Below are 14682 nucleotides of genomic sequence, written 5' to 3'. Positions count from 1 at the left end.
TTTAAACCGGCATACTCATGATTTCTTTGTAAGCTTCCACCAGCTTATTGCGCACCTGCACGGTTGCTTCAAAAGCCACGCTGGCTTTCTCTCTGGCAATGACGGTATCTGACAGACTGACGCTGGTATCGCCCATGTCCAGACGAGTAGCCAGGTTAGACGAGGTATTTTGCAGTTCACTGACATGGCCAACGGCCTGACTCAACAAGTCCGCAAAATCTGCTCCGCTGGTGTTACCCACCTGCCGCAGCGATGAAGGGGCAATGGAATTAGGTGATATTTCACCTTTAATTGACTGCATTTCCTGCAGTAGAGGGTTGCCACCGATCTGCATGCTTTGGTCTCCCGTCGTCAGCCATTTGACGGCTTAGCTATTGATAACGGAGGTAATGCAAAAAGGTTGCCAATGGTTACACCTATGCAACATCGACGCGTTGACTGCATAAGAAAGCGGCAGCGCGATGGCTGCCGGTATCATTGATGCTGAGGTTAGGCGGGAAGCTCGATGCCCATCTCTCGCATGCGCGCCATTTTATAGCGTAAGGTTCTGGCACTGATCCCGAGTTTTTCGGCGACCAGTTTACGACTGCCATTACACTGGTTAAGGGTTTCCAGGATGATCATATGTTCCTGCGCCTTGAGTTCGTCCCCCAACCCCTCCGGCCCATCATATGCCTGAGGTTCTGACGTCAGATTTACGTCTTGCAGATCAATAATAATATCCGCCGCTTCAATGACGTTATTGCGCTGCAAAATCATTGCTCGCTGAATAACATTATCCAGTTCGCGCACGTTACCCGGCCAGCGATGGCTCAACAATCGACGAATGGCGGTATCTGAAAAAGTCGGTACTGGATGAATACCGCCGCTGCGCGCATGACGCGACAACAGATGTTTTGCTAATGGCGCAATGTCGCCCGGACGTTGATTCAGCGCAGGCCAGGATAATGGGAATACGTTGATGCGATAATAGAGATCCTCGCGAAAATCCCCCTTGGCCGCCATTTCCTTCAAATCACGGTTGGAGGTTGCCAGAACCCTGACATCCAGCTTGATGGTTTTACGGCCGCCGAGTCGCTCAACTTCTCGCTCTTGCAATACGCGCAGAAGTTTTGCCTGCAAGCCAAGGTCCATCTCCGAGATTTCATCCAATAACAAAGTCCCGGACTGTGCCTGCTCAAACTTGCCGGGACAGGCCTGATAAGCCCCGGTAAAGGCCCCTTTTTCATAACCAAACAGGGTCGCTTCCAGCATATTCTCCGGAATGGCCGCACAGTTAATCGCAACAAATGGCGCTTCACTTCTGGGACTTTTCTGATGAATATAACGCGCCAGTACTTCTTTACCGGAACCACTCGGGCCGAGGATCATGACCGAGGCTTCAGACGCTGCCACGCGAGCTGCGAGCTCCAGCAGTGCGACGCTCTTATCATCGGCCACCACCGGTTCACCGGCATCTGCTTTGGGTCGCAAATAACGACTGACCTGATTCAGCAGCACTTCTGGGGCAAACGGCTTTGCCAGATAATCGACCGCGCCTAATTTAATTGCACTTACCGCACTATCAATGGTGGCATAAGCAGTCATCAGCAACACCGGTATCTGCGAGTAATGCTGCTGCAGATAATCTAACAAGCCCATACCGCCAATTCCCGGCATCTGTATGTCACTGATCACCATATCAAACTGGCATTTTTTTAACGCCATGATGGCTTCTTCGGCGTTGGCAACATCCACACACTGGTAGCTTGCCATCAGCAATGTATCCAATAAGGCTTCGCGCAGGGATGCATCGTCTTCGACTAACAGGATCCTGATATCATTCATACCGTGCGGTCTCCATTGGCATTGTCGTTGCTGTCGACCATGGGTAACGAGAGGGTAAAACTGCAGCCTTTTTGTGGCTCACAACTGAGCGAGAGCTGGCCGCCATGGCTTTTTATGACCGATTGCACCACCGCCAATCCGAGTCCGGTACCATGGGTTTTCGTGGTATAAAACGGTTCCAGCACTTTGCGCTGTAATTTCTTTTCGAGACCATGGCCATTATCGATGACGGTCAGGCTGACATATTGAGCATCACGCGTCAGGCGTAACACAATGTGATTGGCCTCGGCTTCAATGCTGTTCATCACCAGATTATTAATGGCGGAACTGAGGCCATAAAGATTGGCGAGGACTTCACCGTCGTGCTGTAAATCAGCCTCGAGAACCACCCGATTTTTCTCACAAATGGCTTCACAATTAGCCATCACCCGATTCACCACTTCCGACATCGCCACGCGTTCACCAACCTGCTCCTGTTTACCGCGCGCGATCAGCAACATATCGTTGACTTGTCGTTCCAGCTCTCCAAGGCGGTCGAGCAGTTTTTCCTGAAAGCGATGACGAGCAGGCTCATCCAGACGAGGATTGCCAAGATTCGCCGCGTATAGCAACGCCGAGGATAATGGCGTGCGGATCTGATGCGCCAAATTGGCAACCATTTTCCCTAGCGCCGATAACCGCTGTAAGTGCGATAAATTTTGCTGCAGTAAACGGGTTTCGGTTAAGTCAGTGATCATAATCAGCTGACCAGGTTCCGGTGTGAGGGGGGTAATTGCGAGTTTTACGCGACGGCCATTGCGCAGAGAGACTTCATGACCATCATCCTTGCGCGGCGCAAATGAACGGTTAATGATGCTGAGCCAACGCTCGCCCACCAGCGGAATATCCAGCAGTGACGCCGCCACAGGATTAGCATCAGTGACAATGCCGTCGCCATTGAGGATAACCACCCCAGAAGGCATCGCCTGCAGAATATGTTCCATTCGATTGGACATATTGGCGGCTGCCTTGACCTGAATCCATTCATGCCCACGATGGGAAATGGTTTCCAGTTGTGCAAGCGAATTGGCTGCCATATCAACCCCGTCAAAAAAATGCTATTAACGAGGTAAAAGCAGAATCTATGCCAAAAAATAATCTTTATGAATCAAGTAAATGCTGATTATTCTTTGGTCATGCCATACTTACGCATCTTTTCTACCAGCGTAGTACGACGGATCCCGAGCATTTCCGCGGCGCGGGCAACCACATTGTCTTGTTGATCCAAGGCTTGGCGGATCATATCAATCTCCAGCTCAGCCAACAGGTCTTTCAGATTCACCCCTTCCGGAGGTAATTCACTGGGGAAGCGGGTTTCTGGAATTTCTACCGGTTCTTCATCATTGAAGATTGACGCCAGCGCATCACGCTCCTGCATCTCTTCATTGACATCAACGGAGTACTCCGGCACATCAATATGGCGATACTTAATCGGCAAATCGTTAACATCGACCAAACCACCGGGATAGAGGATAGTTAAGCGCTCAACCAAATTAGATAGCTCGCGCACGTTACCGGCCCAGTCATGTTCCTTCAACGAATCAATGGCTCGCTGAGTAAAGCGCACACGGCCTTTGCCTTCATTAAATACCCGGCTGACCAATTCTTGCAGTAATAATGGAATGTCGTCTTTGCGCTGCGTTAACGGCGGCATTTCAATCGGGAAAACATTAAGCCGATAATACAGATCTTCGCGGAACTCACCCGCTTCAATCATGGCTTCTAAATTTCGATGAGTGGCAGCAACAACCCGGACATTGGCTTGAATCGCTTTGGCACTTCCCACGCGTTCAAATACTCTTTCCTGCAATACCCGTAACAGTTTTACTTGCATCTGTAACGGCATATCACCGATTTCATCTAAAAACAGCGTGCCGCCTTCGGCAAGTTCAAAACGGCCTTTACGGGCACTGATGGCACCGGTAAACGAGCCTTTTTCATGACCAAATAGTTCGCTTTCCAACAAGTCCGGCGGAATAGCACCGCAGTTAACCGGAATAAACGGCCCATCACGACGATCAGAAAGATAATGAATATTACGTGCGACGACTTCTTTACCGGTACCGGAAGGCCCGGTCACTAATACGGTCGCACCGGATTCGGCGACTTGATTAATCAGATGACGAACCTGGGCAATACCATCACTGCGGCCGACAAGACTACGGAACAATTTGGTCTGGTTAGCACTGGTGGGCACTTGAGGGCGTTTAATCTGACCGAACACCTGGCAATAATGCAACAGTTCGGTGACTTGCGTGTAACTCAGCGGCTCTTCAATGATACCTAAGACATTGGACGCACTGGGCGTCACCTTGCCAAAACTCAGAAACGGTTGCCATGGAATACGGGTGAGCAGCATAGTGATCTGCGCTTCGGTGAGACACTCAGGCAGTATAATCAGTGCCCGGCAACGCAACTCTGGCGTCAGCTTCTCTGCCACATCTGCGGCAATAACATCCACCTGTTCCCCAATGAACTCCAACACACAAGACAAGCGACTGGAACGCTCCGATGGATTGCCGACAAGTAAAATTCGTTGATCTGTTTGCATCATTCAGTAGGCCGCTACGGTCTGATAATTATAGGAAATTATTAATCTAGTTGTTTTTGTGTGTCCAAAACTTAGCGCGAGACACAACTTATTATTCACGTTTATAGCGAAAGCCACAGCCATGCTGAATATTGTATTATCAGCAAGACATTAGCAACCCCGCAATCGCTTTTATGTCTCAAACAGAGAGATTTTAGACCATTTTGAAAGCGCTTACCGGCCACAGTGTCAAAATCTCGACGCCTGTTAAAATACAGGCGCCGATTATGGCGCCTGTATCATGGAAATTTTGAGATTATGCCGGCTCTTTATTCGCCGTAATATAATGCTTGTCTGCCGGAATCGCGTCCCACGCTTCTTTTATTTCGCGCAAGATAGCGGACACATCATCCAGTGCCTGAGGGTCATTGTTAATATTGGCTTCGGTAATTTTTCTTAAAGAGAAGTCATATAATCTATCTAAATTACCCGCTATGTCACCGCCAGCTTCCATATTGAGACTGCTCTTCAGCCCCGTGATTATCCCTACAGATTTACTGATATAAAGAGCTTTGGCCTCCAAATTATTCTGTTCGATAGCATAACGACATTGAGCTAACCGCTCTAACGCACCATTAAACATCAATTGAATAATCCGATGCGGTGAAGCTACTGCAATTTCACTTTCCAACGACACTTTACGATATGACTGCAGCGAACTTCTCATATATACCTACCTATTCGAATCAACTGACTTATAAACATTGAGCTGGCGTTTACCTTTTTTCAAAACCGAGAGTAAATCTTGGCGTTCCTGTTGAATCTTCTTTGCTGTATCTTCGAACTTTTTTGATAACAGCAATTGCTCATTGAGCAACTGCTTATCTTTGATTTCATTCAGATACATCGACAATAAATTTTGACGCCTGCTGACCATCCCCTGCAAATTTGATACCAGTATTTCTGTTTTTTCATCATCAACAGGCAACGAAAGTATTTCATCCATAAGAATGCCTAACTCTTTGTTAAGTTCATCCAACTGCTTTTCGTTAACCATTTTATTTCTTTATAAATTAGTTGTTTACAACACCTGGTAAGGAATCTAATGCACTAGTCACACTCGAACTCTGGGAGTTTAGCTGAGCAACGATGAGATCCATCGCATTGAACTGTTTAGTTAAACGGGCCTGTAGCAATTCCATTTTTGTATCTAAATCCGTTCTTTGATCTTCTATACGGTTTTTTTCATTAGTATATGAAGTATTGCGACTCTCAATTAATCCCCCAGATTTTACATAACCTTCTATCAGTGAATCAAGGGAGGTTGCAATGCCACTATCACTAGTAGCAAATAGAGATTCAATGCCACTCATGTTATTAGCCAGTGCATCATCTAACTTTGCAGAGTCCACAGACAACTTGCCGTATCTGTCAGTGGAAATACCAATATCATACAATGCTATAGATCCTGCATCTGTGGAAACACTATTACTCAATCTGTTACGCAGTTGAGATTCCAAAGTCCTAACTAAGGAATCACCTTGCAAAGCACCTGCTGTCTCTGTATCGACATCATAAGAGGACAAAGAACCAATTTTATCCATCAAAGTGTTATACGCATCAACAAAAGCCTGGATATTGGTTTTAACGCTTTCATTATCCTGAGCGATTGTCAATGTTGTTGATTGTCCAGAAGCTGCACTAGTGAGATCTAATGTGACACCTGAAATGCCATTTTCGATAGTATTACTTTGAGAGGTAAGCTTTTGGCCATCAATATAAATTACAGCATCTTGAGCTGATTGCAATTCTTCAAGGTTTCCGGTGCCAAACATATTAGATAAACCCGTCCCTGAAGTATCAGTTGCTGTTACTGACATTTGATTATCGGTGCCTGAGCTATCTGAAGTAAACACTAACCGACTGCCACTATCTGTATTAATAATGGTTGCCGTAACGCCAGCATTATCCGAAGCGCTGTTAATTTTATCAGCAATATCTGACAATGTATCAGTACCAGCTATATCAACAGAAAAACTACTGCCATTTACAGTAAAAGATAAACTACCAGTACCGACAGTAGATGAAGAGTTAGCTGCAGCAACACCTGCAAGCTTCTGAGACTGAGCTAACGTATCAACAATTATATTGTAAGAGCCAGCTTTGGAGTCTTCGTTTGCTGAGGCAGTAAAGTAACTATCACTACTTTGCGTGACAGTACGTAAATTCAACGCATCACCGGAGCTTAATTTATCTAATGCATCCTGAAACGTTGAAAGTGCACTTTTTAGAGTACCTATGGCTGATACCTTGGATTCAATAGTACTCTCTCTATTGTCCAGTAAAGTTTCCTTAGGTGTACGCTCCGCATCCACTAACGTCTGCACAATAGTGGTAATGTCCAGCCCAGAACCTAGACCTGTTGCTGTAAGAGCCATAAATTCCTCTCTTAAATGCTATCTAAACCTGTGTTTTCATCAGCAGGCCATCGGCAACTTCGGATAATTTAGCTGCTAATTTCAATGCCTCTTCTGAGGGGATCTGTCGGATAATATCTCCAGACTCCATGTCCAAAACGCTCACAACACTTTCTCCAGACTTATCATCAACACGAAACTGTAAGCCTTTACGCATCAACTCCATGGTCTGCGACAACTGCTCAGTGACAGTTTGCAATTGTTCTTGCGAATCCGCACCGTTATCCTGGGGGTGTTGCTCATTCCCTGCACTGCTATCTGAATTCACATTATTTGTCATTTGCCTATTGAGTGCATCTTGCGTTGCCGCAACTGTAGCTCCGGAAGGTACCGCATTTACGCCAGTTTTGACGTCTACAGCATTGAACGAATTGATACTAAGATCAATCATATTTACCTCCAATTCAGTGTCTGATACTCAATTACTGCAAAAGGCGAAAAAGGGAGCTTCGTGTAACCGAACCTCCCTTAACACTCGGCGCCCAATGACTATATTACATCAGTGACAGTGCGATCTGAGGCAACTGGTTAGCCTGTGACAACATGGCTGCACCAGTTTGCTGAAGCACCTGACTCTTAGTCATTGCAGATGTTTCTTTAGCAAAGTCTACATCTACAATGCGGCTCTTCGCATCAGCCACGTTTGCCTGAGTGTTCGCTGAGTTAGAAATGTTATAGGACATACGGTTTTGAATCGCACCTAAGTTCGCCCTTTCTGCATCTACAGCTGCAATTTGAGTATCAACCAATGCGAGAGTTGCGGTACCTACGGTGCCTGCGGCATCACTTCCCAAAGTGCTCATGTCTGCAATGGAAATGCTGATATTTTCAGCTGAAGTATGACCGGTCTGGAAGGTTTTACTAGCAAAAGAACCATCCAATAACTTGGTGTTACCGAAAGCAGTGTTTGTTCCAATAGCGTCAATTTCAGATGCTAATGCATTGTATTCAGATTGCAGCGCGGCAATGTCTGATGAAGAATTAGCGCCGTTAGTTGCTTGAACAGACAAATCACGCATCCGCTGCAACATGTTAGTTTGTTCTTGCATCGCACCTTCAGCGATTTGTGCCACGGAGATGACATCATTCGCATTTCGCATGCCCACATCCAACCCACGAACTTGAGAATTCAAACGGTCAGAAATTGCCAAACCTGCAGCGTCATCTTTTGCACTGTTGATACGAAGACCACTAGACAGACGCTCCATAGAGGTCGCTAAAGCATTACCAGTAGCATTTAGGTTTTTCTGAGCCTTCATTGAAGTAACGTTTGTATTTACTGTTATCGCCATGATTGTTTCCTCTAACTGAATCTGACTTAATCACTTGCCTGTCTGACTAAGCCAGGCGGAGCTGTTTGTTTACACCATATGTAACGGCAGAGGATTTTCAATCTTTAGCAAAATTTTATAAAAATTTAGTGCTTTTTATAACTCGTTTTAAATCAATAAATTAAAAAACAAGTTAAACAGCATAGCAGTGATTGCTATTATGCTGTTTAACTTGTAATAGCCAACTCTTAATTACCCAATAATGATAGCGCTATCTGAGGTAATTGATTGGCTTGGGACAACATAGCTGCACCAGTTTGTTGTAACACTTGGTTTTTGGTCATGGCTGCCGTTTCCTTAGCAAAATCCACATCCACAATACGGCTCTTGGCATCAGCTACGTTTGCCTGAGTGTTGGCTGAATTAGAAATGTTATAGGACATGCGGTTTTGAATCGCACCTAAGTTGGCCCTTTCATTATCTATAGCGGCAATTGCGGTATCAGCCAATGCGAGAGTTGCGTTGCCTACAGTTCCAGAAATAGATAATCCGCTCATATTTGCAATAGAAATGGTAACAGCCTCAGCTGCAGTATGACCAGTCTGGAAGGTTTTTGAGGTAAATGTTCCATCTAGCAATTTAGTTTGCCCAAATGCCGTATTGGTACCAATATTATTTATCTCAGTCACCAATTGATCATACTCGGCTTGCAGTGCAGCAATGTCTGATGGAGAGTTCGCACCGTTTACAGCTTGAACTGACAAATCACGCATGCGTTGCAACATGTTAGTTTGTTCTTGCATTGCACCTTCAGCAATTTGTGCCACGGAGATAACATCATTGGCATTTCGCATACCAACATCCAGACCACGAACTTGAGAATTCAGGCGGTCAGAAATTGCCAAACCTGCAGCGTCATCTTTAGCACTATTAATTCGTAATCCGCTAGACAAACGCTCCATTGAAGTCGACAGAGCATCTTTTGAAGCATTTAGATTTTTTTGTGCCTTCAGTGAGGTCACATTCGTATTAACGGTAATAGCCATGTAAAGTTCCTCTTCCTAGTTTTCACGCCAAGACTCGGAGCTTGGCTACCTTAGTTAACAAGTTGTTTGTGTGTCAGTGACGCAATCAATCGGCTATAACGCTGTTAACTCATCACGACAAGTAATCAAATAACGACACTGTGCCGACCTGACTGAACAGGGTTGATACCGCATTCATGGCCAGTTGTTGTTTCTGGTATTCGGACACTGCCGAGGCATAATCCAGATCCTGTAACACTGACAAAGCAGAGTTGTTTACCAGTTCAGTGTCTGAGTGGTTACTGGCATAGTTATCCAGTGCACTGAGACTCGTTCCCGCCTGACTGCGACCAATACGGATCTGATCTACGCCGCTATCGAAATTATTCAAAAGCTGTGCCAACTGTGATTGACCGGCTGGGGTATTGATAGTGTCGCCGTCTTCAAACAAGGTGATGGCTTGTTGTACTGTGTCAAAAATGCTGGTGGTCGACTGTGGTTGTATGGAAAAACTGTCACCGGCACTGGGGGTTCCGTTAAGCGTCAGGTCTACGCCATTAACCGAGATTGGCGTTGTCGGGTCATAGTTATTGATGGTTTTAACCACATTGCTAGCACCATCCAGAATTTGCACATCAATGCCACCGCTGCCGTTATCAAGAAAATTAAAGCTGTAGTCATCAGGGATATAACTGGTTGGATCGGTTATCTTTGCTGATGTTACGGAAAAATCCCCGCTCTGGACCGCCGAATAATTGACGCTAAAGTCACCCATCGCATTGGGCGCATTCATAAACGCCGCAGCGCCAGCAACATTGGTTGGCATCGCCACGCCCGCGGCCACTAATGCTGTACGCACATCACTGTTGCCGCTGTACACCATGTTGCCATTGTTATCGAACGCAAATGGCTGGGTATCACTTTTAGTCCCGGCAAACAGATAGTTACCGGCCTCGTCCTGAGAATTGGCAATGGTTTGCAGTTGGTCGAGGCTTTGACGCAATTCATCGGCAATACTTTGCCGCTCGTCATCGGTGTAAGTACCGTTAACAGCCGCCAGCATCCGATCACGAATTGACATGGATAAGGTTTCGGCATCACCTAGCTGGCTTTCGGTCAACGATAAATGCTGGTTGGCATAATTGATGTTTTTCTGGAATTGCTGAATTAACGAATTCTGTTGTGTCAGATTATCGATACCAATCGCCGCGACCGGATCATCCCCCGCAGTATTGACCCGCTGACCACTGGCGATTTGATCCATCAGTTTGCTGGTTTGCGTCTGATTTTTATTGAGGCTGCTGATGTTCTGGTTATACATCTGTGCGGTGGATATACGCATAATCACCACTCCTATTGCACGGCATTGAATAAGGTGTCAAAAATCGAATTGGCGGTAGTCATCACCCGTGCTGAGGCCATATACGCCTGCTGAAACTTCATCAGGTTGGCCGCTTCTTCATCCAGGTTGACGCCGGATTCAGACTGCATCCGGTTATATGCCTGGTCGTAGATGCTTTGGGCAGAATTCATACTGACTTCAGCCGCTTTAGTCTGGCTGCCCACATCCAATTTGGTTTGCTGGAACACGTCCGCCAAGGTTGCGTTACCGCCTTCCATGATTTTGCTGTCAGCAAGGTCTGCCATCGCAATAGCGTTGCTGTTATCACCGACCGCAAGACTGAGATCGAAGGTGTAACTATTGGTACCACTGGCAGGTAACGCATCCACTTGAAAAGTAAACCCGTTATCGCTGATTTGCGGCGGGGTACCGGTTGTTGTGCCGATAGTAACAACGGCATCATTGGCATCCGTTGCGGTGTAGTTTCCCAACGCATCGATGGTGTAAGTGAGTTCACTACCGGTCCCGGGGAAATTAGTGTCGGCACGGTTATCGATACTGACCAGCGATGCTACAGCACTGCTCGCGTTAGCCGTGTCGGCAGTGATTTTAGGTGATGCAGCGGCCAATCCTTTCGGATCGGTCATTTCCACCTGCAGAGTTCCGGCAGCATTGGCGGTCGGTCTGATTTCAAAGCGATCGCCAGCAGCTAAAGCGCCCGTATCAATATTGAGGGTAAAACCGTCGGCACTTTGCAACGCGGAACCATTAAGTGTGAGATTAGCAACGGCGCCAGTCTGATTATTGGTCAGCTCGTATGTCCCGCTAGTGGTGTAACGTAGCTGATAGCTATCGCCGGTCAATGCGCCGACATCATCAATAGTCGCACTGAGGACGGCAGTGCCACCATTACCGGTATACGCCCCCACCCGTCCCTGCGCCATCAGCGGATCGTTGATATCGGTAAAAATATTCTGGCCGACCTGACCGCTCAGATCGAAGCCTTGTGACTGCAGCGTATTAAAAGCATCGGCAACACCAAGCGCCATTTGCCCTAACTGCTGAGATGCTGGCTGCAGGGTATTATCGCGATAGTCATACAGGGCTCCCAACTGCCCGCCGAGTTTTGATGGATCCACTTTTAAGGTGGTGTTGCCGAGGGTATAGGTTAACGCAGACTCTGTCGGATAGGGATCGCCCGTCGTGGTGCCCATCGACATGGCAACTTCACCGGACACCAACATAAAGGAGCTGCCCATCATGATGCTACAACCGCCGTTGTCTAACGGAATGACGTTAACTTCGGCATATTGACTCAGCTCTTTGATCAACGAGTCCTGTTTATCCAGTAACTGCGGATCGGGTGTGTCTGTTTTCATCAGTTCCTGGTTGATGTTAGCCATCTCTTTACTGATCTCATTGATGCGATCAGTGATGCCGGAAATTTCATCATTGGTTTGGTTCATCTCACTGTCGAGATAGCCATCCATCTGATTAAAATTGGCCGCAAGTTGTTGTGCGGAACTGAGTACCGTCTGACGGATTCCGGTATCAGAAGGTTGATCAGCTAAGTCATTAAGACTCGAGAAAAAGCCGTCGAGCGAAGACGTCAGTGTACTGCCGGTATTGGAGAGCATCTGATCCAAGCCACTCAGTTTGTTGTAACTCATCTCAGCGGTGCTCAGTGTCGTCTGGCCTATGCGTAATTCTCTGGCAGCAAAATCGTTATATATCCGTTTAACATCCGCGACATAAGTGCCGGTGCCATAGTAATTCCCCCCAAGATATTGAGAGTCCTGGGTGGCTTGCGTCGCGACCTGACGGCTATAGCCGTCAGTGTTGACATTGCTGATATTATTACTGGTCACGCCAATCTGGGACTGCGCTGCCAGCACCCCAGACCGTGCGATATTCAACAAATCAACCGACATGACACTCGCTCCTTAACCGGTGGCAGTTACTGACTGCCAGCCCCTTGTGTAAACTGCCCCAAGTCACTTTTGATGCTCTGCATCACCTTGATCACCTTGCTCGCATACTGCGGATCGGTGGCATAACCCGCTTCAGCCAGACCGCGCACATACTGCACCGGATCGGCTGCGGCAGCTCTCGCCTTGCTATAGCGACCATTTTGGGAAATCAACGACACATAATCGTTGAAGCTCTCTTTTAGATTGTCATAGACCCGGAATATGGCATTCTCACGGACCGGAGTCCCCTGTTCATATTCGGTGGTAGACGCATTAGTGCTCGCGCCTGACCAACGTGGGTCAGCCTTGATATTGAACAAATTATTGCTAGGCTGACCATCTGATGTTTTCACCATTTTCTGGCCCCAGCCGGTTTCCAACGCCGATTGCGCCAGTATGACCTCCGGTGTCGTCCCCAATTTCTCCGCCGCATCACGAGCATAGGGGTACAGCACTTTGACAAAATCTTCCTGCGAGCTAATCGCGCTAGTGTTATCCGGCAACACTTTGCCGCTTAAAATACTGTCCAGCGTGTCATAATCCAGCGTTCCGGCAGTTTTTGGCTGCTGACTTACGGCTGGGTTCGGGGTCTGTACCCTGCTGGCATCGCTGGTCTCAGCATCGACTCGCTGCTTCGTCGGCACGTTAAACGTCATCGAGGTATCTGACGCAACAGCTGCCTTATCAGATACCTTCGGCGCTGGTGCCTCAGCAGATAACAAAGGCTCACCGTTGGTACTGCGCATCACTGAAGCGGGCGTGATCCCGGAGTCCTGAGGATCGAGTTGTTGCACCATCAAATCCGCCAGGCCCAACATGCCTTTTTGCGAGAGATCCACGGACATCTGCTGGTCGTGCATCTGTTCATAAAATTTGGTGTACTGCGAGTTAAACGGACTGTCTGATTCAAATGCAGCGTTGGCATCACGCATGCTCTTCATCAGCATCTGCACAAAAATGCTTTCAAACTGCTGCGCCACCTGTTTAAGCGCTGACTTCTGATCTTTCTGGGCCTTGATACGCAAGTTATCCAGGCCGGAAAGATCCAGAAATTGTGATGAGTTGGAAAGTTGGTCCATTGTGAAGTCCGGCTAGCGTCAGAAATCAGATGACAATAAGCTCACCATGCAAAGCGCCGGCCACCTTTAATGCTTCAAGGATGGCCAACACATCCGAAGGTGCCGCGCCCACCATATTCACCGCCCGGACTAATTCATCCAGAGTGGTGCCGGGGTTAAACAGGAACATCCGCTGATTCGACTGAGACACGCCGATAGTGCTGTTTGGTGTCACCGTTGTGTTACCCGCAGCCAACGCATTGGGCTGCGATACTTGAGGATTTTCAGCGATGGTGACGGTGAGTCCGCCATGGGTAATCGCGGCAGGCAACAACCTGACGTCTTTGCCAACGACAATGGTACCCGTCCGGGAATTGACGATGACCTTGGCGGCTTCATCAGCCGGCTGTACCTGAATATTTTCCAGCGTCGCAAGAAACGATACGCGTTGCCCCGGATCTCGTGGGGCACTGACCCGAATAGACGCCGCATCCAGTGGTTTTGCCACATCTGGGCCCAGCAGATTGTTAATGGCATCGGCAGTACGCTTAGCTGTATCAAAATCGGCCCGCCGCAAATTAAAGGTCAAGTAATCCCCGGCATCAAAGGGGGAAGCGACTTCACGTTCGACAATGGCACCGTTGGGAATACGCCCAACAGTAGGGGTATTGTTCACCACCTTAGAACCGTCCATACCATCGGCGCTGAACCCGCTGACTACCAGGCTCCCTTGAGCAATCGCATACACATTACCGTCCACCCCGCGCATAAAGGTTTGTAGTAAACTCCCACCGCGTAGGCTTTTAGCTTCACCAATACTGGATACCGTCACATCAATCGTTTGGCCGGGTTTGATAAACGCTGGCATGTCCGCATGAACTGCCACTACCGCACTGTTTTTGATTTTTGGTCTGATGGTATCATCCAGCGTGATACCGAAGTTTTTCAACATGGTTTTGAAAGTCTGTTCGGTGTAGCGCGTCTTCTCGCCGGTTCCAGGCAAACCGACGACCAGACCATAACCAATCAGCTGGTTTTCACGTACGCCCTGAATATCAGCGATATCTTTAATGCGTTCAGCCTTTATCGGGAGGCACAGCAGCAATCCAAGTAGCAGCCACCATTGGTTTTTCATTATTTTGC

The 14682-nt window shown here is 47.6% G+C and carries 14 protein-coding genes; all 14 read right to left on the bottom strand.

The annotated features are described in order from the left end of the window. Position 1: 1 nt before the first annotated feature. The 14 genes from fliE to KDN34_RS05170 all read right to left on the bottom strand — a co-directional run bounded on the left by fliE (position 2) and on the right by KDN34_RS05170 (position 14674). Positions 2-334 (bottom strand): flagellar hook-basal body complex protein FliE, encoded by a 333-nt coding sequence (gene fliE, locus KDN34_RS05235; RefSeq protein WP_212595861.1) that lies wholly within the window; start codon positions 332-334, stop codon positions 2-4. A 155-nt stretch (positions 335-489) separates the two neighbouring features. Continuing rightward, positions 490-1827, bottom strand: coding sequence for a sigma-54-dependent transcriptional regulator (locus tag KDN34_RS05230; protein ID WP_212595860.1), 1338 nt, complete (start codon positions 1825-1827; stop codon positions 490-492). Beyond that, positions 1824-2903, bottom strand: a complete 1080-nt coding sequence (locus KDN34_RS05225) for a sensor histidine kinase (RefSeq protein WP_212595859.1) — start codon at positions 2901-2903, stop codon at positions 1824-1826. Before KDN34_RS05225 ends, KDN34_RS05230 begins: the two co-directional genes overlap by 4 nt. Positions 2904-2989: 86 nt before the next feature. After that, the gene (locus KDN34_RS05220; RefSeq protein ID WP_324033487.1) at positions 2990-4420 is read right to left on the bottom strand and encodes a sigma-54 dependent transcriptional regulator; all 1431 of its coding nucleotides are present in this window, start codon (positions 4418-4420) and stop codon (positions 2990-2992) included. 292 nt (positions 4421-4712) lie between these two features. Further along, positions 4713-5123, bottom strand: a complete 411-nt coding sequence (gene fliS, locus KDN34_RS05215) for a flagellar export chaperone FliS (RefSeq protein ID WP_212595858.1) — start codon at positions 5121-5123, stop codon at positions 4713-4715. A 6-nt stretch (positions 5124-5129) separates the two neighbouring features. After that, complete coding sequence (locus KDN34_RS05210) at positions 5130-5453, bottom strand: flagella biosynthesis chaperone for FliD, FliT (protein WP_212595857.1); 324 nt, start codon at positions 5451-5453, stop codon at positions 5130-5132. A gap of 16 nt (positions 5454-5469) precedes the next feature. After that, positions 5470-6834 (bottom strand): flagellar filament capping protein FliD, encoded by a 1365-nt coding sequence (gene fliD, locus KDN34_RS05205; RefSeq protein WP_212595856.1) that lies wholly within the window; start codon positions 6832-6834, stop codon positions 5470-5472. 22 nt (positions 6835-6856) lie between these two features. Beyond that, positions 6857-7264, bottom strand: coding sequence for a flagellar protein FlaG (locus KDN34_RS05200; RefSeq protein WP_212595855.1), 408 nt, complete (start codon positions 7262-7264; stop codon positions 6857-6859). Positions 7265-7367: 103 nt separating this feature from the next. After that, positions 7368-8165: a flagellin N-terminal helical domain-containing protein gene (locus KDN34_RS05195; RefSeq protein ID WP_212595854.1), complete on the bottom strand. Its 798-nt coding sequence runs from the start codon at positions 8163-8165 to the stop codon at positions 7368-7370. A 227-nt stretch (positions 8166-8392) separates the two neighbouring features. After that, a complete protein-coding gene (locus KDN34_RS05190) occupies positions 8393-9190 on the bottom strand; it encodes a flagellin N-terminal helical domain-containing protein (protein WP_212595853.1) in 798 nt (265 codons plus the stop codon). Positions 9191-9302: 112 nt separating this feature from the next. Continuing rightward, the gene (gene flgL / locus KDN34_RS05185; RefSeq protein ID WP_212595852.1) at positions 9303-10511 is read right to left on the bottom strand and encodes a flagellar hook-associated protein FlgL; all 1209 of its coding nucleotides are present in this window, start codon (positions 10509-10511) and stop codon (positions 9303-9305) included. Between the two features lie 11 nt (positions 10512-10522). Next, positions 10523-12442, bottom strand: coding sequence for a flagellar hook-associated protein FlgK (flgK, locus tag KDN34_RS05180; protein WP_212595851.1), 1920 nt, complete (start codon positions 12440-12442; stop codon positions 10523-10525). Positions 12443-12468: 26 nt separating this feature from the next. Next, on the bottom strand, positions 12469-13560 hold the full coding sequence (flgJ, locus tag KDN34_RS05175; protein ID WP_212595850.1) for a flagellar assembly peptidoglycan hydrolase FlgJ: 1092 nt from the start codon (positions 13558-13560) through the stop codon (positions 12469-12471). A 25-nt stretch (positions 13561-13585) separates the two neighbouring features. Continuing rightward, a complete protein-coding gene (locus tag KDN34_RS05170; protein WP_212595849.1) occupies positions 13586-14674 on the bottom strand; it encodes a flagellar basal body P-ring protein FlgI in 1089 nt (362 codons plus the stop codon). Between the last annotated feature and the right edge of the window lie 8 nt (positions 14675-14682).

Source organism: Shewanella yunxiaonensis (genome assembly GCF_018223345.1).
GTDB classification, from domain to species: Bacteria; Pseudomonadota; Gammaproteobacteria; order Enterobacterales; family Shewanellaceae; genus Shewanella; species Shewanella yunxiaonensis.
The sequence above is the reverse complement of the archived record's forward strand: the minus strand, read 5'-3'. Positions and strand labels throughout refer to the sequence as shown.